26 protein-coding genes and 1 pseudogene are annotated in these 25,190 nt (G+C 68.5%); 16 read left to right on the top strand and 11 right to left on the bottom strand.

Annotation, left to right across the window (positions count from 1 at the left end; genetic code table 11):
• Positions 1 to 333 precede the first annotated feature (333 nt).
• Positions 334 to 792: a hypothetical protein gene (locus tag V1227_RS06155; protein ID WP_329791496.1), complete on the bottom strand. Its 459-nt coding sequence runs from the start codon at positions 790 to 792 to the stop codon at positions 334 to 336.
• Positions 793 to 872: 80 nt separating this feature from the next.
• Here V1227_RS06155 and V1227_RS06150 point away from each other — a divergent pair, with 80 nt between their 5' ends.
• The 5 genes and pseudogenes from V1227_RS06150 (at position 873) to V1227_RS06130 (ending at position 4,530) form a co-directional block, all read left to right on the top strand.
• Positions 873 to 1,346 carry a hypothetical protein gene (locus V1227_RS06150; RefSeq protein ID WP_329791495.1) on the top strand — a complete coding sequence of 158 codons (474 nt, stop codon included), beginning with the start codon at positions 873 to 875 and terminating at the stop codon, positions 1,344 to 1,346.
• Between the two features lie 242 nt (positions 1,347 to 1,588).
• Positions 1,589 to 2,806: an acyl-CoA dehydrogenase family protein gene (locus V1227_RS06145; protein WP_329791494.1), complete on the top strand. Its 1,218-nt coding sequence runs from the start codon at positions 1,589 to 1,591 to the stop codon at positions 2,804 to 2,806.
• A gap of 16 nt (positions 2,807 to 2,822) precedes the next feature.
• On the top strand, positions 2,823 to 3,110 hold the full coding sequence (locus V1227_RS06140) for a hypothetical protein (protein WP_329791493.1): 288 nt from the start codon (positions 2,823 to 2,825) through the stop codon (positions 3,108 to 3,110).
• 130 nt (positions 3,111 to 3,240) lie between these two features.
• Positions 3,241 to 3,576, top strand: a pseudogene (locus V1227_RS06135) (TRM11 family SAM-dependent methyltransferase); the annotation flags it as partial.
• A 126-nt stretch (positions 3,577 to 3,702) separates the two neighbouring features.
• Entirely contained in the window at positions 3,703 to 4,530 is an 828-nt protein-coding gene (locus V1227_RS06130) for a GAF domain-containing protein (RefSeq protein WP_329791492.1), read from the top strand.
• A 227-nt stretch (positions 4,531 to 4,757) separates the two neighbouring features.
• On the opposite strand, the gene V1227_RS06125 is transcribed toward V1227_RS06130, so the two are convergent.
• From V1227_RS06125 to V1227_RS06115, 3 genes are read right to left on the bottom strand one after another with little or no spacing between them, the layout of a single operon-like run.
• Positions 4,758 to 5,789, bottom strand: a complete 1,032-nt coding sequence (locus V1227_RS06125) for a serine hydrolase domain-containing protein (RefSeq protein WP_329791491.1) — start codon at positions 5,787 to 5,789, stop codon at positions 4,758 to 4,760.
• On the bottom strand, positions 5,786 to 7,489 hold the full coding sequence (locus tag V1227_RS06120) for a DUF6895 family protein (protein WP_329791490.1): 1,704 nt from the start codon (positions 7,487 to 7,489) through the stop codon (positions 5,786 to 5,788). Before V1227_RS06120 ends, V1227_RS06125 begins: the two co-directional genes overlap by 4 nt.
• Positions 7,486 to 7,632: a hypothetical protein gene (locus tag V1227_RS06115; RefSeq protein ID WP_329791489.1), complete on the bottom strand. Its 147-nt coding sequence runs from the start codon at positions 7,630 to 7,632 to the stop codon at positions 7,486 to 7,488. Before V1227_RS06115 ends, V1227_RS06120 begins: the two co-directional genes overlap by 4 nt.
• Positions 7,633 to 7,888: 256 nt before the next feature.
• Here V1227_RS06115 and V1227_RS06110 point away from each other — a divergent pair, with 256 nt between their 5' ends.
• On the top strand, positions 7,889 to 8,488 hold the full coding sequence (locus V1227_RS06110; RefSeq protein ID WP_442916463.1) for a transposase family protein: 600 nt from the start codon (positions 7,889 to 7,891) through the stop codon (positions 8,486 to 8,488).
• 145 nt (positions 8,489 to 8,633) lie between these two features.
• Here V1227_RS06110 and V1227_RS06105 read toward each other — a convergent pair whose 3' ends face one another.
• Positions 8,634 to 9,914 carry an IS256 family transposase gene (locus V1227_RS06105; RefSeq protein ID WP_442916519.1) on the bottom strand — a complete coding sequence of 427 codons (1,281 nt, stop codon included), beginning with the start codon at positions 9,912 to 9,914 and terminating at the stop codon, positions 8,634 to 8,636.
• Positions 9,915 to 10,014: 100 nt separating this feature from the next.
• Complete coding sequence (locus V1227_RS06100) at positions 10,015 to 12,306, bottom strand: LuxR C-terminal-related transcriptional regulator (RefSeq protein ID WP_329791487.1); 2,292 nt, start codon at positions 12,304 to 12,306, stop codon at positions 10,015 to 10,017.
• 164 nt (positions 12,307 to 12,470) lie between these two features.
• Between V1227_RS06100 and V1227_RS06095 the strand changes: the two genes are divergently transcribed.
• Together V1227_RS06095 and V1227_RS06090 are read left to right on the top strand one after the other, a co-directional pair.
• Positions 12,471 to 13,322 (top strand): IniB N-terminal domain-containing protein, encoded by an 852-nt coding sequence (locus tag V1227_RS06095; RefSeq protein WP_329791486.1) that lies wholly within the window; start codon positions 12,471 to 12,473, stop codon positions 13,320 to 13,322.
• A gap of 205 nt (positions 13,323 to 13,527) precedes the next feature.
• Complete coding sequence (locus V1227_RS06090; RefSeq protein ID WP_329791485.1) at positions 13,528 to 13,941, top strand: DUF4383 domain-containing protein; 414 nt, start codon at positions 13,528 to 13,530, stop codon at positions 13,939 to 13,941.
• Between the two features lie 1,265 nt (positions 13,942 to 15,206).
• Here V1227_RS06090 and V1227_RS06085 read toward each other — a convergent pair.
• On the bottom strand, positions 15,207 to 16,058 hold the full coding sequence (locus tag V1227_RS06085) for a DUF4394 domain-containing protein (protein ID WP_329791484.1): 852 nt from the start codon (positions 16,056 to 16,058) through the stop codon (positions 15,207 to 15,209).
• A 137-nt stretch (positions 16,059 to 16,195) separates the two neighbouring features.
• Between V1227_RS06085 and V1227_RS06080 the strand changes: the two genes are divergently transcribed.
• From V1227_RS06080 to V1227_RS06065, 4 genes are all read left to right on the top strand, one after another.
• Positions 16,196 to 16,750: a sigma-70 family RNA polymerase sigma factor gene (locus V1227_RS06080; RefSeq protein WP_329791483.1), complete on the top strand. Its 555-nt coding sequence runs from the start codon at positions 16,196 to 16,198 to the stop codon at positions 16,748 to 16,750.
• Positions 16,747 to 17,520, top strand: a complete 774-nt coding sequence (locus V1227_RS06075; RefSeq protein ID WP_329791482.1) for an anti-sigma factor — start codon at positions 16,747 to 16,749, stop codon at positions 17,518 to 17,520. The genes V1227_RS06080 and V1227_RS06075 overlap by 4 nt, the downstream gene beginning before the upstream one ends.
• A 169-nt stretch (positions 17,521 to 17,689) precedes the next feature.
• Positions 17,690 to 18,589 (top strand): class I SAM-dependent methyltransferase, encoded by a 900-nt coding sequence (locus tag V1227_RS06070; RefSeq protein ID WP_329793964.1) that lies wholly within the window; start codon positions 17,690 to 17,692, stop codon positions 18,587 to 18,589.
• 125 nt (positions 18,590 to 18,714) lie between these two features.
• Positions 18,715 to 19,050 carry an NAD-binding protein gene (locus tag V1227_RS06065; protein WP_329791481.1) on the top strand — a complete coding sequence of 112 codons (336 nt, stop codon included), beginning with the start codon at positions 18,715 to 18,717 and terminating at the stop codon, positions 19,048 to 19,050.
• A 115-nt stretch (positions 19,051 to 19,165) separates the two neighbouring features.
• On the opposite strand, the gene V1227_RS06060 is transcribed toward V1227_RS06065, so the two are convergent.
• A complete protein-coding gene (locus V1227_RS06060) occupies positions 19,166 to 19,819 on the bottom strand; it encodes a fasciclin domain-containing protein (RefSeq protein WP_329791480.1) in 654 nt (217 codons plus the stop codon).
• Positions 19,820 to 20,090: 271 nt separating this feature from the next.
• Between V1227_RS06060 and V1227_RS06055 the strand changes: the two genes are divergently transcribed.
• Together V1227_RS06055 and trxA are read left to right on the top strand one after the other, a co-directional pair.
• On the top strand, positions 20,091 to 21,821 hold the full coding sequence (locus tag V1227_RS06055; RefSeq protein WP_329791479.1) for a cytochrome c biogenesis protein DipZ: 1,731 nt from the start codon (positions 20,091 to 20,093) through the stop codon (positions 21,819 to 21,821).
• A 14-nt stretch (positions 21,822 to 21,835) separates the two neighbouring features.
• On the top strand, positions 21,836 to 22,156 hold the full coding sequence (gene trxA, locus V1227_RS06050; protein ID WP_329791478.1) for a thioredoxin: 321 nt from the start codon (positions 21,836 to 21,838) through the stop codon (positions 22,154 to 22,156).
• 63 nt (positions 22,157 to 22,219) lie between these two features.
• Here the strand turns inward: trxA and V1227_RS06045 are convergent, their stop codons facing one another.
• From V1227_RS06045 to sigK, 3 genes are read right to left on the bottom strand one after another with little or no spacing between them, the layout of a single operon-like run.
• Positions 22,220 to 22,462 carry an anti-sigma factor gene (locus tag V1227_RS06045; RefSeq protein ID WP_329791477.1) on the bottom strand — a complete coding sequence of 81 codons (243 nt, stop codon included), beginning with the start codon at positions 22,460 to 22,462 and terminating at the stop codon, positions 22,220 to 22,222.
• Positions 22,462 to 22,956: an anti-sigma factor gene (locus tag V1227_RS06040; protein WP_329791476.1), complete on the bottom strand. Its 495-nt coding sequence runs from the start codon at positions 22,954 to 22,956 to the stop codon at positions 22,462 to 22,464. Before V1227_RS06040 ends, V1227_RS06045 begins: the two co-directional genes overlap by 1 nt.
• Positions 22,953 to 23,585 (bottom strand): ECF RNA polymerase sigma factor SigK, encoded by a 633-nt coding sequence (gene sigK / locus V1227_RS06035; protein ID WP_329791475.1) that lies wholly within the window; start codon positions 23,583 to 23,585, stop codon positions 22,953 to 22,955. The genes V1227_RS06040 and sigK overlap by 4 nt, the downstream gene beginning before the upstream one ends.
• Here sigK and V1227_RS06030 point away from each other — a divergent pair.
• Together V1227_RS06030 and V1227_RS06025 are read left to right on the top strand one after the other, a co-directional pair.
• Positions 23,555 to 23,851 carry an SAM-dependent methyltransferase gene (locus tag V1227_RS06030; RefSeq protein WP_329793963.1) on the top strand — a complete coding sequence of 99 codons (297 nt, stop codon included), beginning with the start codon at positions 23,555 to 23,557 and terminating at the stop codon, positions 23,849 to 23,851. The two genes, sigK and V1227_RS06030, sit on opposite strands and share 31 nt — an antisense overlap.
• Before the next feature lie 516 nt (positions 23,852 to 24,367).
• Positions 24,368 to 25,090: a hypothetical protein gene (locus V1227_RS06025; protein ID WP_329791473.1), complete on the top strand. Its 723-nt coding sequence runs from the start codon at positions 24,368 to 24,370 to the stop codon at positions 25,088 to 25,090.
• Positions 25,091 to 25,190: the final 100 nt, after the last annotated feature.

Below are 25,190 nucleotides of genomic sequence, written 5' to 3'. Positions count from 1 at the left end.
CGGCGCGGGGAGCTGCAGAGTTTCAACTTCCCCGCGCCGGAACCGGCCGGTCCGCTCGGAAGCGGCCTACCGAGTTCACGCGCACGTGTCCGGCGCCCCTTCAATACCCAGCCGACGGTGATCCAATCCTGCGCAGATCAGTACGAAGCCGCGCAGTACTCGATCCCGGCGGTTGTGCCGAACTCCTCGCATGCGGAGGCCGACGTGGCCACCGATCGTCCCGCCCGAGCGTGTGCGGGCCTCCACGAACAGGTTGCACACGCCTCCACAGGTCGGGACCTACCCCTGGGTAGTTCCGCGGCAGGCCCCAACCGATGCCCATCACGTGGTCGGTCAGTAGTTGAACGACACGATCGACGTGGGCGAGCAGACGTCGGGCCGAGCGGACCTGTCGACGCAGACCTTGATGACCGCGCGGGCCGCCGTCGCGTCCGAGCGCAACCTGGCTGACAAGGGGCCACTGGCCGTGTCGTAGGTGCGCTTGGACTGCACAGTGGAGGCGTACTGCCACCGGCCCTGCTTCCAGAAAGTGAACTGCACCTCGACGTAGGCGTCCCAGCCATCGGTGTACTTCAAGTCCGTCCAGTTGGCACCGACCGTTGCGTAGACACCACCGTTGTTGGCGAAGTCGCCCCACGCGGAGGCGGCAGACGTGCCGTCGGTCTTCGCGTAGATCGGCCCCCACTTCTTGCCAGCCGCGTGCGCGGCCGGCGCCATCACGGTTGAGGCCAGCACCGTCACGCACGCCAATGCTGCCGCGCCGAGCATGCGCCGCAAACCCGTTACCGCCATGATCCCTCCCAAGATCGATCGCGTGGCAGATATGCCACGACGCAGCCTGGCAGCGACTCCGCGCTTCCCCCGGCAAGACCATGCCCGTTCACCCGAACAGACCACGGTCTCGTGCCGCTCAGGCCGCGGCCACCTTGATGACCTGTGCGGGCCAATCCACGCAGACCTACAGCTCGCCGCTCACCTTGCGCACGCAGATGACTGAAATCGACGCGGACGTGACCTACAGCAGCTGCGTCGGCGGTCCGGTGACAGCCGGAACCGCAGCCGTCGCCAGCACGGCACAGGCCAGCTGCCTGCTTAGCGGCTCGTCCACCGTCACCCAGCAGACCAGCTGGAACAGCGGTGCGACCAGCACCACCACGGGCGACACCATCGCCACCCGGACCCTGGGACAGACGATCGTCGTCACGCGGGGAACCGTCACGGCCGGCCTGTTCGCGGACGCCCAGTTCACGCAGACGGTCATCTTCGTACACCCCGATCCCCTGGCCTGCTCGACCACCGGAGTCGGCACCGTCAGCGGACCCCTGACGATCACGTTCACCGGCTGACCGATCTTCGGCCGACATACTGCCGAGTAGTTGCCGACAGGTACGCGACGTTCCGGCTCACGTGAAAACTGATTGCGGCGAAACACCGTGATTGAGTGCTGCGTCGCCGAAGCAAGGAGTCGTGCCGGTGCGCTTTCGCGTGGAACGGGAATATATTTTCACCGATTGGGTCCTGTCGCGTGATCTGTGTTCTCGATACGAAGGACATGCCGTAGACCCGCACACGTGATCGGAGCCCCCTTGTGACCGCGTCCGCGCAGCACACCTGGACCACCGCCGCGACCACCTCCGACGAGTGGCTCGACCGCGCCCGGGAAGTGGCCGTCGTGCTGGCCGCCGACGCCGTTGCCCGCGACCGAGCCGGGGCCACCCCGTACGCCGAGGTGGCGTTGCTCAAGGACTCGGGTCTGGTCACTCTGCTCGGTCCGGTCGAGCACGGTGGTGGCGGGCAGGACTGGACCACCGCCTACCGGGTCATCCGCGAGGTCGCTGTGGGCGACGGCTCCATCGGCCAGCTTCTGGGCTACCACTACCTGTGGTTCTGGACCGCTCGCCTGATCGCCATCCCCGCACAGGTCGCCGCGGTGCAGGAACAGGCCACCCGTGAGCGCTGGTTCTTCGGCGGCGCCGTCAACCCGCGCGACAACGACCTGGTGGTGGTCGACGAGGGCGACGAACTTGTCTTCACCGGCCGCAAGTCCTTCTCCACCGGCAGCAAGGTCTCCGACGTCACGGTTCTGGAGGGAGTTCTGGAAGGCACCGACAAGCATGTCTTCGCCATCGCTGCGTCCCACCAGGACGCCATCGTGTTCAACGACGACTGGGACAACCTCGGTCAGCGGCTCACCGAGAGCGGCAGCGTCGAGATCCGGGGCGTGCGCGTACCCTGGTCGGATGCCTTGGGTTACGTAGACAAGCAGTTCCGGCCGCGGGTTTACAACAGCCTCAACGTGCCGCTGATCCAGTTGGTGTTCACCAACTTCTACCTCGGCATCGCCAAGGGCGCCCTCACCACCGCCGCCGCCTACACCCGCGACCGCACCCGCCCCTGGCCCTACGCCGTCGACGTCAAGGAGACCGCGGTGCAGGAGTTCCACGTCCTGGACACCTACGGCGACCTCCAGTCCAAGCTGTGGGCCGCCGAAGCCCTGGCCGACCGCGCCGCCACGCTGATCGAGGCGATCAACGCCCACCCCGACACCGTCACCGAACGCCAACGCGGCGAAGCCGCAGTCGTCATCGCCGCGGCCAAGCAACGCGCCATCGAAACCGGCCTGGAGATCGGCACCCGCGTCTTCGACGTGACCGGCGCCCGCGCCACTGCCAACACCGTCGGCCTGGACATCTATTGGCGCAACATTCGCACCCACAGCTTGCACGACCCCATCGCCCACAAACGCGCCGAGGTCGGCCGCTACGCACTGCTGAACGAACTGCCCGAACCCACCTGGTACACCTGACCCGCCCATCCTGCTCGTGCCCAGGCGGGTGCCGAGGTTGCCCGGCACGGGCAGCTGGACTGGTCCGTCCTGCGTCATCGAGCCGGACATCTCCGGGTTCGCCGACTTTGTGGTCACCAGCGCGCCACCGCACCAGACCGACGCGGAGCTCGCGGACGAGGCCTTGCTCACCGCCGCACGGCTACTCCGCCTCGGAGGCATCTTCGTCGCGCTGATACTCAACGACACGATGGCCGGTGAACTCCCCGACCGCATCGGCCAGCTCGTCACCAGCGCGCAGCTCACCGACCTGCTTTACCCGTAGCACGTCGTCGCAGTGCACGTCTCGATCCGTGGCGGCCAGTTCCAAATCGGCCTGGAAGACCGTGCTGCGTGGTGTGGCGAAGAAAGCCCGCGTATCGCGGCGCGGTGCTGCGCGACCGTGTTCCTTCGACGACCTGCCCTCGCAGATCCTCACCTGCGGACGCAACGCCGGCCTCATTTCGGTCGAACGGTGCGTCGCTCCCCTGGCCCGCGTGGCCGAGCACGACTTCGTCGCGCGCGGCTCCTTCTTTCAACGCGACTTCCTCCGCAAGCAACGCGAAGCGGGTGTCCCGCTCCACCTGAGCGCCCACGAAGACGTACTCGTGTTCCGCACATCACTTCGCCCGGCTAGCGAAGTCGCAGCCCGCTACCGCCGCTCAGCACCTGTTTCCGAACTCGCGCAGCTGAAGCCCTTCGGTGCCCGGACAAGGGAACTCCGCCACGCGTGGAGCTTCCGTAGCGCATGAGGTATGTCGGACGCGGGTCTCGGTCGGCCGACCGAGCGCGGAGCGTGGCAGGACCGCCTCGATGACCTGCTCCTACGAGGTTGCTCGCACTGCGGGCCTGACGTGATCGTCGGCTATCCTGCTCGCGTGCTCACCCACACCGATCCAGAGCGCCTGTCGGCGGTCCGCCGCTACCACATCCTGGACGCGCCCGCCGACGGCAGTTTCGACAACGTCGCCCGCGTGGCTGCGGGGGTCTTCGACACACCGATCGCGACCGTGACGATCGTGGACGTCGACCGTGTGTGGTTCGCGGCCTGCCACGGTCTGTCGGGCGTCACCGAGATCGGTACCGAGCCTGGCCTGTGTGCCTCGGCGGTGTTGCAGGACGAGACGTACGTGGTCAACGACGGCGCGGTCGACCTGCGCACCCTCGACCACCCGCTGGTGCGCGGCGAGCTGGGTCTGCGCTTCTACGCCGCCGCCCCGATCATCACCGCCGACGGGCACAGGCTGGGCACGGTCAACGTGATCGACCGCGAACCCCGCGAGGTCACCGATGCCCAGTTGGGGACGCTCTCCGCACTGGCCGGGATCGTCGCCGACCAGTTGGAGCTGCGCTTGGCCGCCATTCAAGCGGTGCGCGCGGAACGCGGCCTGGACGAGTTCCCCGGTGCGCACGCCACCGCGTCGGCGAAGTTGGCGGGCCAACTGCGGCACCTCGCGGCCGGCCACCTCGACGGTGAGCACTCACCGGTGTGCGAGCTCGGCTTGTCGGGCCCGTGCGACAAGCCCGTGGAGGTCAAGGTCGCCGACCCGTGGGGTGACTCGGCGTGGGCGTGCATCGAACATGCGGAGAACGTCATCATCACCGAGCGGTCCACGTTCATCGCCGACCAGAACCTCAACGGGCTGGCGCGCTACCTGCGGTCCGCTCAGCGCCGCACCGACGATCCGGCGGGCACGCCCCAATAGGGCCTTGAGGATGTCGGCGCTCGCACTTTCGTGACTCGGGTCAACGAGCTCGCGAGGTGGCCGATGCACATCTCACGACAACGCACCAAGTGGAAGAACTACGAACCCGCCCCGACGGCGGCGAGCAGCATGCGCCGACAACATCGGCTGCGGTGATCGGTGTGTCGACGAGGTCGAAGCAGGCCACGATCCGCCGGGGACCGCGGCAACAGCTCCTCTCCGAAGGCTCAAGCGGACGTCCCCCGCGTGACATCGCTGCCCCTCCCTCTCGTCCCAGGCCGTTGTGCGGCGGCCGGGTCGCCGAGGGCGCGCAGGGCGTCGTATGAGTCCTGGACGAGTGTGGATCGCATGGTCGGGCCCGCGTTGGCGAGGACCACGAGCGCGGTGCGGCGCTGCGGGCTGAACCCGGCGAACGCCGTGCAGCCGCGCGTGCCCCCGGAGTGGAACAGCACGTCGTGGTCGGGGAGGTGGCGCAGGTTCCACACCAGGCACAGGTGGTCGGTGGCGGAGACGGCGACGCGGGGCGCGACGACGTCGGCGAGCGCGGGCGCAAGGGCGGTCGGTCGGCCGTCGAGGAGGGCGGTGAGCAGGGCGAGCAGGTCGCGGGCGGAGGACCGGAGCGCGCCGGCGGCGGGCATCCCGGGCATCTCCCACGGCGGGCGCGGCCGGCCGCGCAGGTGACCGGTGGCCTGCGGCGCGGTGTCGAAGCCGGTGTCGGTCAGGCCGAGGGGCCCCAGGACGCGGTCGGCGAGCAGGTCCTCGAACGGCCGGCCGGTCGCGCGGGCCAGTGCCAGGCCGAGCACGGCGACGCCGAAGTTCGAGTACCGGGCGCGGTGGTCGGGGCGGACGCGGGTGCGGCGCAGCGCCGCCGCCAGGTGCGCCGGCTCAAACGCCCAGTAGGGGTTGGTGCGCCAAGCGGGCAGGGCCGCGCGCAGCAGGCCCGGTGGCAGCCGGGGCAGGCCGGAGGTGTGCGTGGCCAGGCGCTCCAGCGTGACGCCGGGGCCCAGGTCGGTGTCCAGGAAGCGGTCCGCCGGGTCGTCGTGCCGCACCTCGCCGCGCGCCACCAGCTCGGCCAGCAGCAGCGCGGTGAACGTCTTGGTCAGCGAGCCGATCTCGAACCGGGTGGCGGCGATGACCGGGTGCGGGTCGTCCAGCGCGGTGACCCCCGCGACCAGCACGGTCTCCTCGTCGCCCACCCGCGCGGCGACGGCGACACCGGGCGCGGCGGACAGCAGTGGGGCGACCCGGTCCGCGTTCACCCGCCGAGCAGCCGGGACAGCGCGAGCGTGCCCGCCGCGGTCGCGACCACGGCGGTGTGCTGGTGGTCGAGGAACCGGGTGCGCGGGTCGTCGGACACGGGTTCGCCGTCGCGAGGCACCAAGCCGTCCTCGTGCTGGGCGGCGGCGAACGGCGCCCACTCGGCGGCCTCGATGCGCGGCTCAGGCAGGCACGCACCCACGAGGAGCAGTTCGCCCACCAGGTCCCACTGCCGGGCCTCGGTCCACACGTCGATCCACACCGGCAGCCACGCGTCGAGGTAGCGGGCCGTACGAGCCGGCAGACCCTCCGGACGCGCGCCCCAATCGGTGAGGTGGAAGACGGTGTGCGTGGCGCAGTAACCGGTGTACCAGTCGATCACCCACGGCTCGGGCGCGCGGCCGAGCCAGGTCGCGGCGGCCAGGGCGTCCCAGTCGTCGTCACGCGGGATGCCCACGACGCGGTGCGCGTTGGCCACGGCGAGCCGCCGGTTGGGCACCACCTCGTTCACCGCGTCGGCGGCCGAGCTGTGCGCGGCGACCCGTTCCAGGGCGGCGTGCCGGTACCCGGAGCGGGCGAACGACGCGTAAGTCTCCACCGGATCGGTGAGCAGGGCGTGCCGGAGCTGGCGCTCGTAGAGCAGGTCGCCGCGGCGCATCTGCTCCCAGGAGAAGTCGAGCAGCTCCCGCGCGTGCCGCAGCTGCGCGGCACCGGCAACGCCCTCGCGCAGCACGAACGCGGAAGCCAGGGCCACCTCGCACAGGGGCTTGTAGACGCTGTTGGGATCGTCGAGGTCGGCGGTCGCCGTGTCGGTGAAGGCCCCCAGCTCGCGGTGCGCGTGCAGCCAGGCCATCGCCCGGCTCGCCACGTCGTGCACCACCGCGGTCGGTGCCGAGGGCGTCGGGGTCGTCGGGGGCGGGAGCGTCGGGGGCGAGGACACCGGCTGCGCGGCGAGGACGCGTTCGGCGATGGCCAGGTCCAGCAGCAGCCGGGCATCGGCGCCCGCGTGCAGCCTCAGGTGCTCCACCAGCAGGGCCGCGTCCAGCGGAACCCGGTCGGCGAGCAGAGCCACCCAGCGAACCAGGCGTGCGGCGGTGGCGTAGTCCCGGCGCAGCACAGCCCGGGTGGTGCCCCTGGCCAGGGCGAGCGGCGCACCCGCCACCGCCTCGAACACCGGGCCTCCCAAGCCCGGCAGGGCCAGCGGCGAGAGCTGGGCGACGGCCACCGACCAGCGCGCCCACTGCTCGACCGGACCGAGCACGACGTCGACCGGTGGCGTGCCGAAGTGGGCCGAGGTCCGTCGCCAGGTCCCCCGGTTCCACCACGCCTCGGCGCTCCCAGGCAGCGGGCACCGCCCGTCAGCGAGCCGAACCAGCAGCTCGGCGGTGGCCTCGTCCCGCCAGGCCAGCACGCGCTGCTGGTGCGTCACCGGCTGGTGGACGGGTGGGAACGCCTCGAAAGCGTCGGCGACGACAGCGGCGTCCCGGCCCTCCAGGGGCCGGGACGCCAGCAGGTGCGGCGTGAAGGCATCGGCGCCCACCAGGCGGACCGCCCACAGGCCGGCGACGCCGTCGGCGCAGGAATCGAGGAAGTCGGCGAGCCCTGCCCGCCCACCCTCCCCGAGTGCGCCGACGAGGTGTCCGGCCAGTGCGGCGACCGCGTCCGCGCGAGACGCCCGGTCGATCGCGCCACCTGCGGTCACCGCTTCTCCGGCTCCGTCGGGTTACCGGGGGAAACGATCAACAGCAGACCGGCCAGGAGCGCGCCGCCGGCCGTGGGCACGTGCAACGGCGGGTCGGCCACCTCGGCCTCGGGCTCCGCCACCGCCCTCATCAGTTCGGCCATGTCCTCCGGTGCAACAACCGGACGGGGCAATGTTCGCATCATCACAACCTCCTCGCTTTGCTTCGTTCGTCGGGAGTACCACTTCGAATGCGGCACATGCGCTGTGTCACCCGTTCCAGTGAGACGGTCCACAACAGACCAGTCCACCCCGGTGCATGTCACCACGGTGCTGGGTTCTCGGCGACCGCTACCCGCCCCTGCTGCTCAACTACGCCCGGACGGGCACTGGATCCGCCGCGGCAAAGACCTCCCAGGCATGCGCGGCTGGATCTCCACCACCTCCACCCGGTACTGCCCCAGTGCCTCGCCGGCGACGGCAGCCGCATGCAACAAGCCACGACGGAGCCTGGCGCAGACAGTGGTGACTGAAAGCGATCTTCGCGTGCGACCGTCACCAGCGACTCCTGAGCTACTGCTGCCCAGCCTGCGTCACCCCGGCACTGGGCCGCACTGCCCACACCAACCGCCTGATCCCGGCGCCGTCACTGCTGCAACACCCAGCCGCTGCCGCAACCAGCCCGCCTGCAACCCAGGCAACCGCAACGACTGCCGCGCCTACACCGAGTCGCGCGTCGACGAGCAGCGCCGGGGCGCGAAGGTCATGGCCGACGACGGCTACCAGGGCAACCCCGAGGTGATCATGCCCTACCGGAAGCCACGGAAAGGGCAACCGCCGCTGCCGCAATGGAAAGAAGACCTCAACACCGTCCACAAGAGCGTCCGCGCCCGGCTCGAACACGCTCTGGCGCATATGAAGTCCTGGAACATCCTGCGCGACTGCCGCCACAAACGCGACGGCGTCTGGCACGCCACCCGAGGCATCGCCCACATGCGCAACCTGGCCATGACCGGCTGACCGACCACCGACCGCAGGCGATACCGCTGCCACCCCTTGCCCCACCAACACTCTAGATCATTACGGGACAACCTTTAGTACTGCAACGGCACTTGCGTGCTCCGTGGGTCTGTCAAACGAGCGGTGTAACTCAGGTTGAAGGAAACTAGTTGCGTCCGGCGGCCAGTCGGCCGTCGAAGGCGATCTCGAACGCGTTGAGCGCGGGTTTCCAGCGCATGGTCCAGCGTTTGCGTCCGGTGCCGGTCGGGTCCAGGCTCATGATCGCCATGTAGACGCATTTCAGCGCGGCCTGCTCGTTGGGGAAGTGCCCGCGAGCCTTGACCGCGCGACGGATGCGGGCGTTGACGCTCTCGATCGCGTTGGTCGAGCAGATCACCCGCCGGATCTCCGGATCGAAGGCCAGGAACGGCACGAACTCGGCCCAGGCGTTGTCCCACAACCGCACGATCGCCGGATAGCGGGCGCCCCAGGCCTCGGTGAACTCGGCGAACCGCTCGCGGGCCGCGGCCTCGGTCGGCGCGGTGTAGACCGGCTTGAGGGCCTTGGCGATCGGGTCCCAGTGCTGACGGCCGGCGTAGCGGAAACTGTTGCGCAGCAAGTGGACCACGCAGGTCTGGGTGATCGTCTGCGGCCAGACCGTGGTGATCGCGTCCGGCAAGCCGGTCAGCCCGTCGCAGACGACCATGAGCACGTCAGCCACGCCGCGGTTCTTGAGCTCGGTCAGCACGTGCAGCCAATATTTCGCGCCCTCGCCGCCATCGCCGGCCCACAACCCGAGGATGTCACGCCGTCCTTCGCAGGTGACCGCGAGCGCGACGTAGATCGGCCGGTTGGCCACCTGACCGTCCCGGATCTTCACATGGATCGCGTCGATGAAGATCACCGGATACACCGGATCGAGAGGCCGGTTCTGCCACTCGATCATGCCCTCGACAACCTTGTCGGTGATCGTGGAGATCGTCTGCCGTGACACCTCGGCGCCATAGACCTCCGCAAGGTGCGCGGAGATCTCGCCGGTCGTCAAACCCTTGGCGGCCAGCGAGATCACCATCTCGTCCACTCCACCCAGGCGCCTCTGCCGCTTGGCGACGATCTTGGGCTCGAAGCTGGCGTCGCGGTCGCGGGGCACGTCGATCTCGACCGGGCCGACGTCGGTGAGCACGGTCTTGGACCGAGTGCCGTTACGCGAGTTTCCGGTCCCGCGCCCGGCCGGGTCGTGCTTGTCATAGCCGAGGTGATCGGTGATCTCGCCCTCGAGCGCGGACTCCAGCAGCCGCTTGGTCAGTTGCTGCAGCACCCCGCCCTCACCGGTCAGCTTCAGGCCACTGGCCTTGGCACTGCTCAGCAGCTGCGCGACGAGCTGCTCGTCCAGGCCGTCCAGACCGGTTGCGGGCTTTGAGTCCTCAGCGTTCTCCACGCCGGACATCATGTCGGTCATCAGGTGCACTTCCATGATCGGGAGTTACACCGCTCGTTTTACAGTCCCAGTCCTCGTGTCAGCGTCGCGTCGAGGCTCCTTACGGTGGCTACCTGGCCGTCGTCAGGTCGATGTCCTCCAGTGCGCGTTCGAGCTCCCGGCGGTTCTTCGCACCGAGCTTGTTCCGGATGCGGGTGACGTGGTGCTCGACAGTCTTGGCGGAGATGAACAGGGCGTCGCCGACCTCGCGGTAGGTGAGCCCGTCGCGCACCAGCGTGGCCACTTCCTGCTCGCGCCCGCTGAGGACGTCGGCACCGGCGCTGCCCTGCGCGCTGTTCGGGCCGTGGAACTGGCGGGCGATGTCGAGCAGCTGGGTCATCGCCTTGCGGTCAGTGGTGTGCATGGCCGCGTGCCCGGCCAGCCTCGCCGCGTCCACGCGCATGCCGTGAGCGTGCAGTTCCTGTGCCGCCGACTCAACCCGCGTCGGGTCGATATCGCCGCGGTCGGCCAGGCTCCAGCACCGGGCGGCGGCGGCGAGCGCACGGGCGAACGGCAGTGCGTCCGCCGCTGTTTCCATCGTTGCCAGGTGTTCCTCAGCAGCGGTGTGGTCACCGATGAGCAGCGCGGCGTGGAAGGCGTGCCATCGCGGGAGCACTGACCACAGCGGAGGGTTGCCCAGCCCGTCGAGTAGCGACCACGCCTCGTCCAGATGTGTCTCGATGCGGTGGAACTGGCCGATTCTGGCCGCGGCGACGGCGATCTCGGCCAACGGGATCAGGGTGTAGAGGTCGACGGGGTGCACGACGAGGGACTGCTGGGCCGGTTCCCACGCCGACCGCAGGGCACGGAGATCCCCGGCGCGGCGGGTGATCCCGAGTTCGAGCGCGGCGGCGAACAGGGCTTCCCGCGGTTCTCCTGACACGACCGGGTGCACCAGCCGCCGGGCTGCTTCGACGTCACCGCCGAAGAGTTCCGCGCAGGCGAGCAGCAACCGGTGCCGGACCGCGTGCACTCCCTTGCCGTCGTCGACCTGCACGGCTTTGGCGAGCAACGACTTCGCCACGGTCAGCTCGCCCGCGTGAACGCAGATCAGCCCGGCCAGGGCGCTGGGGCTGTCCGGCTGCACCGAGGTGCGGGACCCGGTCTGGTTCACCCCGGCGGTGGCCACCGCGGCGGCGACAGCGGCCATCGGCGGCCCGGTGGCGGTCTGGAGCACCACGTCGGCCAGCCGATGCCCGAGGGTGTCGGTCAGAGACCTGGCGGGCTGCGAGCGCGCGCCGAGCTGGACCGTGCGAGCTTCCTCGAGCCGTCCGGCGCCGAGCAGACCGGTCACGGCGAAGCCCAGCGCCAGTCCGCTGTCCGAGCGCTGAAGCAGTTCTCCCCCGCGACCGACCTGCCCACGCAGGGTCAGCACGGTCGCGGCGATCAGCAACGCGTCAGCGTCGGCGTGTCCGAGGTCCACCGCGTCCACAGCGCCGTCGAGGTCACCGCTGAGAGCGAGAGCCCGCGCCACGTGCACGGAGGACCCGGTACCGGCGGCGGTGAACAACCGCGCCGCCAACGCGGGATCGTCGTTGATCACTTCATGGCCGGCGGCGGAGAACACGCCGAGGAGTTCGGGGTCCACCACGCCGAGTTCCAGCAACAGCCGCGCGTAACCCGACACCGGTTGTGAGCGCCCCGCCTGGGTGAGGGCGAGCGTGCGCAGCAGGCCCACGTGCTGTTCCATCGGCGCGAGCGCGGTGATCGTGTCGGCGGCGGCGGGCAGCGGGGCTCCGTCGACCTTGAGCAGACCCGCCGACCGCAGCGCCTCGGCGGACTCCGACACGGTCCTCAGGTCCAGGTTCAGCACCGTCGCGAGCAGCCCCAGGTCGAAGGGCGCGCCAAGAGCGCGGGCCAGCACCAAGTCGCTGGCGGCGGCGGAGAGGTCGTCGAAGTGGCGGGCGAACGCGGCGCGCGGATCTGCGGAGAGCTCGTCCAGCACGAACCCCGGCGTGCCACCGGTTCGCTCGTACAGGCGGTCTGCGACATCGTCGCTCACCTCCGCGTCCAGCACGTGGGCGGCGAAGGACTTGACGTCATCGCGGGCCAGGGGCTGGAGCCGCACTCGGATCACGGAGCCGGGCAATGCGCTGATGAGGCGGGCGAGGGCGCCGTTGTCAGGCCACAGACGATGGGCGATGACGAGGCGGCCGCCGGCGGTTGCCTCGTGCAGCAGGCGGTCGGCCTCGTCATCGCCGAGCGTGTGCCCGTCGTCGACGAGGATCGCCTGCTCGAAGGTGCGCAGCAGCGTGGTCTTGCCGCAGCCGGCCGGTCCGGTCAGCACGACGTGGTCTGCGGTGCGCGCGCGCTCGAGTGTTCGGGTGGTCCCGCTGTCGAGCAACAAGGGCGTGTCCGACATGGGGGACATGAGCGCGCGAACCTCCTGGTGACCGACTCCTACATCTGCCCTTCGGTGCATCACCCGTTCAGGTTTGGTCACGACACGAAGATCAGGGAAAACCCCTACTCCCCTACTCCAGGTGGCGAAAATCCCCGATACACCTCCCTCGGTCAGGACCGTGCATGTCACCCGATGCGGCGAACGGCGAGTTCTTCGTAGCTTTCTGTGGCACAAGCACAACGACGCACCTGGAGTTCGACGTGGACCTGCCGCAGACGCTGCACGACTTCACCCTCAACCTGCTCAGCGACCCCGACGCCCGGTCGGCCTTCCAGCTCGACCCGCAGGGTTCGCTCGACGCGGCCGGGCTCGGTGACGTGCACCCGTCCGACATCCAGGAGCTGCTGCCGCTGGTGCTCGACTTCGCTCCGGTCAGCGATCTGGGCGACTTCGGGTCGACGATCTCCGGCCTGGACCTGGACCAGCAGCTCGACCTGATGAGCACGCTGCAGAACACCGTCGGCCAGCAGGTCGACGACAACACGGTCCTCGGCTCCGTCTCCGGGCTGACCGCTGCCGTGCACGGCGTGACCAACGGGTTCGACGCGCTCAGCGACCCGTCGAGCACGCTGGACGTCGTCGGGACGACCACCGTCACCGACGTCACCCAGACCGTCACCGACCTCGAGGTGACCGACACCGTCGGCAGCATCAGCAACGGCACCGACGTGCTCGACACCACGCACATCACCGACGTCGTCGGCGAGGTCACCGGTACCACGCGCACCGGCGACCTCGGCGTCGGCGACGTGCTCAACGGCGACATCACCTCCGCAGTTGGCAACGTCACGGACAACGACCTGCCGCTCGACCAGATCGGCAACGTCAGCGACGTCGTGTCCCACGTGGGCAACGTCGGCGACGTGACGGGTGTCGGCCAGGTCGGCGACATCGGCAAGATCGGCGACCTGTCCGGCGAGCTCGGCGACGTCAACGTCGGCGGTGTGCTCAACGACCTCGACCTGAGCCTCTGAGCCGATCGTTCGTCAGGCCGTCCCGACCGCGCTCCGGGGCGGCCTGTCCGCGTTCGTCAAGCGAACTCTGCTGACGATCTCCTCAGATGCGCTGACAGACCAATCCAGGGCGGTCCGAGCACCGAATCCGCCATGTCGCTTCACGTCACAGGTTCCGGAGGTGAGTCTTTTGACTCCAACACACTCGTCCCGCTCCAGCCACGACGTGACATCTCGCCGACCGGTCCAGCTGTTCGCAGCGGTGGTCGGCGTGGTGTTCCTGCTCGTCGGCATCCTCGGCTTCGTTCCTGGCATCACCACGAACTACGACCAGCTCTCCTTCGCCGGCCACCACGCAGGCGCTCTGCTGCTCGGCGTCTTCGCTGTGTCCGTGCTGCACAACCTCGTCCACGTCGCGTTCGGCATCGCGGGCCTGCTGATGGCCAGGACCGCTCGCGGAGCCGCCGCCTACCTCGTGGGCGGCGGCGCCATCTACCTCGTGCTCTGGTTGTACGGCCTGGTGATCGACCACGACAGCGCCGCGAACTTCGTTCCGGTCAACACGGCCGACAACTGGCTGCACCTCGGCTTGGGCGTAGGCATGCTCGCTCTCGGACTGCTCGCCGGTCGCAGGAAGTGATCAACCATCGGTGATCGGGCACGTCCCGGCCATCGGCTAAGAACGATCAGGACGCCACGCCGTGATTTCGGTGATGGCGTCCTCGTCGTGTTCCGCAGCCGTGACGCTGGATCCGGTTTGGCGGTCACAGAAGCCCAGTCGTCACCACAGATCACACTTGGTCAGCCGTAGGCCCATGCTTCTAGCGCCGTCCGCTGCGGCGACTGGTGCTGCGGAACTGCTGTAAACCACCAACCGGATCGCCGACGCCCGTTACGCCAGCGCTCACAGCCGTGAAGAACATCGAGTGCCGGCCTCGGGGAACGGGTCGCCACGATCGTTCGCACAGCATCTGTGAGCCCCTGTGCGCCGAGTACTGTCACTTGCGAGGCCAGCAGCACAGGGACGGTGTGCGGTGCCGTCCCGAACCAGCCGAACCGCATCTGGCGAACCCGCACACCAGTTATCCGTTCACCGGGATGCCTGCGGATCGCTGCTGCCGGATAGACCACCCGATCAGGTGGTCGCCGACGCGATGGCTCCGCTCGCAAGAACCGGCAACGCCCGATCAGCCGATGATCTGACTCGTGGCTGAAATGGCGCTCAGGACGGCCGTCACCAGTCAGCGTCGGACCACCAGTGGCAGGTCTACGACCGGGCTTCAAGACCGTCCGCGCTGACCTACGGGGTCCGTTTCGCACGTCAGCGCGGCATGTCGATCGTATTTCAGCCTGGCGCAAGCGGTACGCACACGTCGAGGTGACTCGACCGCGCGGCGCTGGACGGCGGTCAGCCGAGAAGCGAGCTGACGTTGGCGCGGTCGGCGCCGAGATCGACGTAGAGCTGGGCCCATCGCCTGTCGAAGCCGGTCGCAGTTTGGTTGTCGCAAAGAGGTTTGCGGCCATGCGCGGTGTAGTAGCGGCAGGGTTTGGTCGGTCCGGCGCAGGGTTTCGTCGGTGTAACTGCTATCAGACTTGCCGCTGCGCGTCGTCGGCGACGCGCAGGAGGGGGTGCTGACATGCTCCATCCCTTCGGATCGACGTCCGTCCGGCGCGCAACCCGCCACTCGGACAGGACCCCCTGATTCGACGCCGACACCGCACCGGTTTGCGGGTTCACCCAATCGCTCTCTTGCACACTGCTGGCAACAACCTGGCAGCCACTGCTACCGGCAACGCACGTTCGAATCCGACCGACCTCGATGTCCTGCAGACGGACGTCATGGCTTGGAACTGGCCGCTGCAGACATCGAATCTGCTGCGGCCAGTCCGTGTTGCGCGGTTCGGTCAGCGAGCGAACGCGAGGCCGACGACGTCGCCGCCCGCGCCACCGACGACCGAGGCGCGCCCGCTGCTCAGGTCGACCTTGACCAGGAGCGTCCCGCCCAGCAGCGAGAAGCTGGGCTGCACCGCGGCCATGGCGTGCTGGCGGCCGTCCACGGTGGCGATGTCGAACCCGTTGGTCCGGTCGAAGTCGACGCCCAGCTTGCCGACGGTGAACAGCTGTCCGGTGTTCGGGGAGACGACCGGCATCGCTCCGGCAGCCGTGCCCTGGGTGACGAGGGTGTCCTTGCGGCTGTCGAGGTCGTACAGCGTGGTCGACGTCGCGCCGGCGACGCTGTTGGTGTACCCGGCTCCGGACACCTGAGGCGTGCTGCCCGCGGCGCGGTCTGCCGGGGCGTAGGCGAGTGGGGTGTCGATCGCGGCCACCGCGCCGGTGTCCGGGTGCAGGCGCAGGTTCTGGCCGCTGGTGGTGACCAGGCGGATGCGGTCGACTGTGGGGTTGAAGTCGAAACCGACCGCCGTGCCCGTGATCGCGGTAGGCGCGCCCACCGCGGTCGCCTTGCCCGTGCGCGGGTCGAGGACGTAGAGCTGGCCTGAGGCGGAGATTGCGTACAACGCGCCGCTGGCCGGGCGCACGTCCAATCCGATGAGCCGGTCGCGGGCTTTCAGACCGGTGATCCGGACGCGTTGCTGCGACAGCAGCGGGGACGACCAGCTCCTGGTGCTCAGCACCCCGTCGGAGGTGAGCAGGTGCAGGCGGGTTCGGTCGGTCGACGCCGAGGCTGCGGTGGTGCCGAGGGCGCTCATGAGCAGTGCTGCCGCGCCTACGAGTGCGGTCGTGCGAGCGATACGCATGTTCTCTCCCAGTTACGTGGTCGTGGAACGCAGGTGTGTACGACCGAACCGGTCATTGCGTTGAACCCTGGGCAGAATTCGCCCATCCGCCGTCCCGCCGGTCTCGAACCTCATGCAGGACCGGCGATGGGGAGCTCATGGCGGACATCAGCAGACGACGCAGTCCCGACCTGATCGGCAACGGGGCCGTCCGGGAGATCTACGCCCTGCACGCGCCTGAGTTGTACCGCTTCGCGTTGCGGCAACTCGGCGATGGCTGCGCCGCCGAAGAGGTGGTGCAGGAGACCTTCCTCCGGGTGTGGAGCTCAGCCCGCGGCTTCAAGCCCGAGTTGGCCAGCATGCGCGTGTGGCTGTTCGCGATCGCCCGCAACGTGGTGATCGACGAAACCCGCTCGCGATTGCGCCACGACAAGCGGATGGCTGCCGCACGAACGGCCGCCGCCCGCGGCGGCCAGATGAGCAGCGACATCGCACACATCACGATCAACCGGCGGCTGGTGCAGGCGGCGCTGCTGCGGCTCAACATCGATCAGCGCACCGCCCTCGTCGAGACCTACCTGCGGGACAGGTCGTACAGCGAGGTGGCCTCCGAGCTCGACGTGCCTCAAGCGACGCTGCGCAGCCGGGTCCACTTCGGACTCAAGGCGTTACGGCTGGTCATGACGGAGATGGGAGTACATCGGGAGGTGTGAAGGGCAATCCGTTCACCGGCCGGCTTCGAAGACCAGATGTGAAACCGGGAGGAACGCGTGCGCTCAACCTGCACCTGCTGACCGGTGCGCTTGTACTCGGCGCTTTGCCCGATGCCGAGCGAGCCGGGTTCGAGGCACACCTGCACACGTGCCAGAGCTGTGCAGACGAAGTGGCCGAATTGAGGGAGACCGCGGCCCGGCTGGGCAACGCTGTCGACCATGTCGTCCCAGACGATCTCCGGCCACAGGTACTGGATGCGGTGCGGCGCGCACGGCAGGTGCCCCCGGCCTCCGAGCTCGGTGCCTTCTTTTCGCGGCGCCAGGGTTTTCGACGCGCTGCGGCTCTCATCTCGGCTGCCTGTCTGACCGCCGCGGTGGTGGCCGGTGTGCATGGCGCGCTGACCACCTCGAGAATCACTCCCGTGGCTGCGAGCCCGCGCACTCAGATCGGCGACCTGCTGGCGGCGCCGGACCTGCGGCTCGTCACCGCAGGAAGTCCCGCAGGTACGGTGGCCATCTCCCTCGGCCGCAACGAGATGCTCTTCATGGTGGACGGCCTGCCCACATTGCCACGCGATCGCGTTTACCAGCTGTGGCTTGTGAACGAGCACGGTCCACGGTCAGCCGGGACGCTGCGTCCGGCAGGTGAGGCGAAGTCGCTGCTGGTGACCGGGATCGAGGACGTCGGCGAGGCCATCCTCACCGTCGAGCCCGCGGGCGGATCACCGAGCCCGACGGGCACTCAGGTCCTCGCCGTCACCCTCGCCTGATCCGGGGCAGTTTGTCGACGTATGGGTCGATGCCGATGTAACCCTGAGGGGGCGTGACGGCGGCGTGGGCAACCGCCAACGATGCCGGATGGGTGCGGTGTGGTGGCTCCGGCGACGCGACCGGATAAGTCGGTGGCTCACCCGAAGGCACCGCGTTAACCTCCGTCGAGTGATCTACGAAGACCCGCGTGCGTACCTGCTCGGTCTTGAGGGCATCGCCTTGTTGCGCGCGTTCACCGGAGAGTTCGACCGCGATTTCGTGGAGGCCCGGATCGCGGAGATCCGCCGGGTGCTCGCCGACGAGGCGTTGGCGAACGCAGCTGTGGAAGTCGACCGCGTCGACACGGTCACGGGCTATCGAGTGTGGTCGGCGACGTATGACCAGCCCAACTCGGCGTTCGACATCGACGAGCCCGTGGTCAAGCAGATCGTGGACTCGCTGCCCGTGGGCGTCGCCCTGGACGCCGCCTGCGGGACTGGCCGCTATGCCGAGTTCCTGGCCGGACGTGGCCACCGGGTCATCGGCGTGGACGGCTCCCCCGACATGCTCGCGCGAGCGCGCACCAAGGTGCCGCAGGGCGAGTTCCTGCTCGGTGATCTCACCGGGCTCCCGGTCGCCGACGCCGAGGTCGATCTGGTCGTGTGCGCCCTGGCACTGACCCACGTCCCGGCGCTCGAGCCGGTGATGGCGGAGTTCGCCAGAGTTCTGCGTCCAGGTGGACATCTGGTGATCGCCGACATGCACCCAGAACGAGTGGCACAGGGGGCTGTTCCTTCCGTGCGCAGCGCTGACGGCCGGCCTGGACGGCTCAGTGCCCATCGCCATCTCATCGGGGACTACCTGCGTGCCGCGCTGGCGGCGGGTCTGCAGGTGCGTCGCTGCGAAGAACCTCCCCTGCCCGCCCGCACACGACCTGCGCCTGCCGATCAGACGGACACCCTTGGGACACTAGGACCGTGGGAGCTGTGGCCCTGGTGCCTGGCCGACATGGTGCCCGACGCAACACAAGCCGCCACCGCAGGCGCACCGGCACAGGTCATCTGGCACTTCCAGCTGGGCGAGTCCTGACGCCACATCCGATTCAGGACTCTGCTCATGATTCCGTAAAAGCCTGATGGGCACTCAGGTGCGCACCATCATGTTCTTGTGAACCGGCGAGCAATCCGGTTCGAGCGCCATGCCGAATCCATGGGGTGACCGATCACATCCTGGTCATCGGATACGGCGACACCGGGCGCCGCACTGTGAACTCGGCGCTGGCGTCCCAGCCGGATGCGCGGTTGACCGTGCTGGACATCGACTTCTTCACTGTCGCCGATGCGATCACCAACGGTGCTACCGCGGTCCACGGCGACGGCCGGGACAGATGCGTGCTGGACAAAGCAGCAGCGGACATCGTCGATCGCGTCATCGTCACGGTGCCGGACGACCTCGATGCTCTGCTGATCACAAAAGCGGTACGGCCACTGAACCCCGGCGCCGTGATCGTGGCCGTCATCAGCGAACCGGAGAACCGCGGCTTGTTCTAGTCCTTCGACGCGACGTTCGTCCACATCAGACGCCTCGACGAGCAGACATGAAGGAACTCCGGGAACCGCTTCACAGCGCGGTTCCCGGAGCCACGGTACTGCTGCCCTGGAGATGTCAGGCGGGCATCAGCACCGAGTCGATGAGGTAGACGGTGGCGTTGGCGGTGTGCACGCCACCACAGACCACGTTGGCGTCGTTGACCTTCAGCGAGTTGCCGGAGCCGGTGACCTTGACGGTGCCGGTCTGGACGGTCTTCTGGTCACCGGCGATCTTGTCCGGCGTGATCTGGCCGGGGACCACGTGGTAGGTGAGGATCTTGGTCAGCAGTGCGTCGTCGGTCTTGAGCTTCTCGATCGTCGCGGCGTCGATCTTGGCGAACGCCGAGTCGACCGGCGCGAACACCGTGAACTCCGCGCCGTTGAGCGTCGAGACGAGGTTCACCTTCGGGTTGAGCTTGCCCGACACCGCGCTCACCAGCGTCGTGAGCAGCGGGTTGTTGCTCGCCGCGACGGCGACCGGGTCGGCGGCCATGCCCGACACCGAACCGGCACCGGACGGCACCTGCTTGGCGTAGTCGGCACAGCCGGGACCGACGAGGTCCTTGGCCGGGTCGGCCATCGCCGACGACGAGGACGTCGCCGTGGAGGTGGGGGCGGCGGTGGACGAGGTGCCGCTGCTGGCCATGTCGCCCGAGCCGCACGCCGCGCCGAACAGGGCGAGCGAGGCGGCGCCGACGGCCAGGACGGTGTTGCGGACGGTCTGGTTCATGACGAGACATCTCCAAGGGGTGTTCGGGCAGTTGCTACAGGTGATTCGCCACCCCCGGACGAACGGATGGGTCTGGTTATCGACCTGTTACCAAAGCTCGGCGATCGCCCGTGAACAGCGCAACCACGCGCCTGCAGCCACGAAGTCCATAATCGACGGTGAGCTCGGCTTGCCGCCCGCGCGCCGAACGCTTCTCCACACAGGCAATCCGCGATGCGCCCGGCCACGAACCACAGGCATCACGCACTTCCGCCAATTCGAGTAGGCCCCCATGTTGACCCTCGCACTGATCGGTCTGATCGGCGGCCTGGTCACCGGCATCTCGCCGTGCATCCTTCCCGTCCTCCCCGTCATCTTCTTCTCCGGCGGCACTCAGAGCGCCCGCACGACGACGGGGTCAGGGGTCGCGCTGGCGACCAAACCCGCGTCACGCACCCGCCCCTTCCTCGTCATCGCCGGACTCGTCGTCAGCTTCAGCCTGGTCACGCTGTTCGGGTCACTGCTGCTGTCGGTGCTGAACCTGCCGCAAGACGTTCTGCGCTGGGGCGGCATCATCGTGCTCGCGCTGATCGGCATCGGGCTGATCGTGCCCCGCTTCGAGCAGTTGCTGGAAAAGCCGTTCACGTGGATCCCGCAACGCAACCCGGACGCCAGTCGCGGCGGGTTCACCCTCGGCCTGGCCCTGGGTGCGGTGTACGTCCCCTGCGCCGGCCCGGTCCTCGCCGCCATCACCGTCGCGGGCTCCACCGGCAGGATCGGCACCGAGACCGTCATCCTCACGCTCACCTTCGCCGTCGGCGCGGCGATTCCGCTGCTGATCTTCGCCCTCGCCGGCCGCAGGGTCGCCGAACGGGTGCAGGCCTTCCGCAAGCGTCAACGCGGCATCCGCATCACCGCGGGCATCGTGATGATCGCGCTCGCGCTGGGACTGGTGTTCAACCTGCCTCAGCTGCTGCAGCGCGTGATCCCGGACTACACCGGCTCCCTGCAGGACAAGGTCGGCAACTCCGAGCAGGTCCGCAAGGCGCTCAACCTCGGAGGGCTGGTCAACGACCAGAACAAGGACCTCGACAAGTGCTCCGACGGTGCGCCCGAACTGGAGAGCTGCGGCACCGCACCGGACATCACCGACATCCAGCAGTGGCTCAACACGCCCGGCGGCCAGGCACTCGACCTGAAGTCGTTGCGCGGCAAAGTCGTCATGATCGACTTCTGGGCCTACTCCTGCATCAACTGCCAGCGCTCCATCCCGCACATCACCGCGTGGGACAAGGCCTACCGCGACGCCGGCTTCCAGGTCATCGGCGTCCACTCTCCCGAGTACGCATTCGAGAAAGAACCCGACAACGTCGCGGCCGCGGGGAAGAACTTCGGCATCACCTACCCGGTCGCCCTGGACAACAACCTCGGCACCTGGACCAACTACCGCAACCGCTACTGGCCCGCCCACTACCTCGTCGACGCCCAGGGCACCGTCCGGCACATCAAGTTCGGCGAAGGCGACTACACCGTCACCGAAAAGCTGATCCGGCAACTGCTCACCGACGCCAAGCCCGGTGTTCAGCTCCCGGCCGCCACTGAACTGGCCGACGACACACCCGCAGTCGGTGACATCACCCGCGAGACCTACCTCGGCTCCACCAAGCGCGTGAACTTCGCCGGCACCGAGACCTACACCACCGGCGACAAGTCGTTCCAATTCCCGGACAACCAGAGCACCGACAGCTTCGCGCTCTCAGGCCAGTGGGCACTCGCGAGCCAGAACATCACGCCCACAAGCGGTTCCGCCCAGATCAAGCTCAACTACCGCGCCAAAGAAGTCCGGATGGTCCTGTCCGGCAAGGGCACCGTCACCGTGGAGAACTACGGGAAGACCACGACCATCGAGGTCGACGGCACTCCCGACTCCTACCGGCTCCTGGCCACGCAACAGATCGAGGGCGGCTCGCTCACCGCGACCGTCAGCCCCGGCGTCCAGGCCTTCTCCTTCACCTTCGGATGATCAGGGACCTCACCATGCAACTCACCGACGTGACCACGGACTCCTTCGACACCACCGTTCTCGCCGCCGACAAGCCCGTGCTGGTCGACTTCTGGGCGCCCTGGTGCGGCCCGTGCAAGGCACTGAGCCCGGTCGTCACCGCCATCGCCGAAGAACACCAGGACACGATCTCCGTCGTCAAGGTCGACATCGACGCCCACCCCGACATCGCTGTCCGCTACCAGGTGCTCAGCATCCCCACGCTGATCCTGTTCTCCGGCGGTCACCCCGTCGCCACCCTCACCGCGCCACGCAAACGCGCCGACATCCTCAAGGCGCTCTCCTCCTGGCTCTGAACACCAGCAGAGACGACGCGGCCCCGACAGCCACCAGGCCGCCGAGGTCGCGTCGTGTCCGGATCAGACCATCGAGATCGCGAGGACGGGGGTCGTCGTAGGGGCAGGTGAGCCACCGCTCGGTTCGACGGTCAACGCGAGCGCCCACGCGTCGGCAAGGCCATCAGCGACTACGGGTTCGTCCTGCAGCAACCCTGCCGAGTGAGGCCCGTCAGGTCTGACCACCCACAGCTGATACGCGCGGTCCGCGGGCAGCGACGGCAACCCGTTGGCCAGGAACGCCGCCTTGCCGCGGCTCGGCGACATCACGACGGTGCCGTGGCCACACCGGTCCCCGAGTCGCTCAACAGCTTCGCATCAGGAGCGCTCAACAGATCCGAGATCTGGCTGTAGCCGGCGGCCGACTGACTCAGCGCGTCGAGCTCACTGCGGTCCTGCACACCCTGAACACCAATCACGACGGCAACGAGCACGCCGGCGGCCGCGGCGAGCACGCTCGTCCGGACGATCCACCGGTTCCTTGAGGGAAGCACGAGCACCTCCGCCGCCGGCGCGGGCGTCTCCGGCGGCAACTGACGCGTGGCGGTCACACCGGTCAGCACCTGCGCCCGCAGATGAGCCGGTGGCGCGAGCTCCGCAGCCGCGCCGAGAGTGGCCGCGGTGGCCTGCAGTTCGGCGACCTCCTGAGTACAGGACGGGCAATGCGGCAGATGCCCTTCGAACTCCGCACGTTCGGAGTCGGACAAGGCGTTCATCGCGTAGGCGCCCGTCAATGTGTGCAGATCTGACGACGTGCTCATACCGCCACCCCCGAGCAGTCCCTGAGTCTGATCAGGCCGTCACGCATCCGGGTCTTCACCGTGCCCAGTGGAATGCCGAGCAGGCTGGCCACCTCCGGATAGGCGTAGCCCTGGTAGTAGGCCAGCAGCACGGACTCGCGCTGCAGATCGGCCAGCGACGACAGGCATCGCCTGACCTTGTGCTGTTCGAGCCGTTCGGTGACCTGTTCGACGACCTCGTCGAACGGAGTCGTCACGCCCATCACCGCGACTCGTTCGTCCCGGTCGGCCGCCGCCTGCGCGGACCGCACCCGGTCGACAGCCCGGCGGTGTGTCATGGTCATGATCCAGGTCGTGGCCTTGCCGCGGCCCGGGTCGAATCGGCTCGCAGTCCGCCACACCTCGAGCATGACCTCCTGGAACACCTCTTCCGACTGTGCGTGGTCGCGCAGCACACGACGCACAAGCCCGGACACCATGCCCGACACGAGGTCGTACAACTGCCCGAACGCCGCCTCGTCCCCACGCGCCACCCTCAGCAGCAAGTCTTTGGCGTCCGCGGGTTCGTCGAGACCCCCGGAACCACGCGGAAGGGCCGGTCGACGAACGGCCCGGCGAGCTGATCGCGGCCTACCGGGAACGGCTGACACCGGGCAGCTTCATCGCGGTCTCGCACATCGCGAGTGAGCAGGCCGGTCCCGAACTGCGGGCCCAGGTGACGCGGCTGGTGGACGCCTGCGCCGCCGCCGACGAGCACGTGTACATCCGCTCCCACCGGGAGATCCTCGACTGGTTCGAAGGGATGCGGCTGGTCGAGCCGGGCCTGGTATGCCTGCCGGACTGGCGGCCCGACAACCTTCTCGAGCAGGAAGCCGTCGCGCGAGCACTCGGGTACGGCGGCGTCGCCCGAGTGTAGGTTTCACCGTCTGGTGCGGTCAGCACGCCTGCGGCGGCACCCTGACCATCGCCGCCGTGTCCGCCAGCACCGCGAAGTCCCGTCGGCGCCTGGGCTCTGCCTGCCCGGCAGGTCGACCGCAAGGGCCTCTTCCTCACGGTCTGCTCGCCCAGCCGATGGGCGAAAGGGCATGGGCGACAACGCGGTTGCGCTACCTCTTGCAGCCCGAGGAGTCCGTCCCGTGCGGCGGCTACTTGTTGGCCAATCTGATTGAGGTCCGGCTCCTCCACCGGATCACGATGACCTCGGCACCGCAGTTCGCTGCGGCACCGAGGTTCCTGTTCGTGGGATCGGGTCCGCGGCGGCACGTCCGGTCCACCAGAGGGGGTCACTGGATCGTGCGGACTGCTCGAGCCATCCGGCTGTGGCGCCTGGGCTGGTGGGTTACTTCGTGGTAGGGGCAATCCGCATCGGGCTCGGCACCGAACTCTTCCTGTAAGGCAGATCGTTTCGACCCGCAACAGGAAGGAACGAATGATGACGGCGTTCAAGACGAAGGCGGCACGTGCGGCGGTTCCGGCGCTCGCGCTAGGAATGGCTCTTGCCTCGCCCGCGGTGGCCTCGGCCCACGAGGGCGACCACGGCACCGGATCCGGGCGTGACGGTGGCACCACGGTGGCCACCGTGCAGCTCCGGCAGCTCAACCACAGCGGAGCTTTCGGGCAGGGTGCTCTCGTGCTGCGCGGAAATCAGGTAGAAATCGCCTTCCGGGTGCGTGGCGTGCTCGCCGACGCTCCGCACGCACAGCACATCCACATCGGCGCACAGGGCCGTTGCCCGTCCCAACGCGCCGACACCAGCGGTGACGGCATCGTCAACACCACCGAAGGCCATCCCTTCTACGGCCACATCGGCACCTCGCTGACCACGAACGGCGACACCAGCCCCGGCAGCGGCCTGGCCGTCGACCGCTTCCCGACGCCCGACGGCACCTCCTACAACTACCGGCGCAGTATCACGGTGACCGCCGACGTCGCGAGCAACATCCGCAACGGCAAGGCAGTACTGGTCGTACACGGCATCGACCCCAACCGCAGCGGCGCCTACGACGGCAGCGCGCCCAGCGACTTGGACCCGTCCCTGCCCCTGGAGGCCACCTCGCCGGCCGCCTGTGGCCCCTTCCAGACGCGGAACGGCGGCCTGCTCGGTCTGAACCTGGACCTGGGCATCGATCTGGGTTTGGGCCTCGGTCGCCGTTGACCTCCAAGCCACCCCACGCACGAGAGCGCTTCTTCTTGCTCAGCGCGCTCTCACACTGACCCGTCTCGGGCGTCCTCCATCGGCGCCCGAGACGGGTCAG

This window comes from Lentzea sp. DG1S-22 (assembly GCF_036321065.1).
GTDB classification, from domain to species: Bacteria; Actinomycetota; Actinomycetes; order Mycobacteriales; family Pseudonocardiaceae; genus Lentzea; species Lentzea jiangxiensis.
The sequence above is the reverse complement of the archived record's forward strand: the minus strand, read 5'-3'. Positions and strand labels throughout refer to the sequence as shown.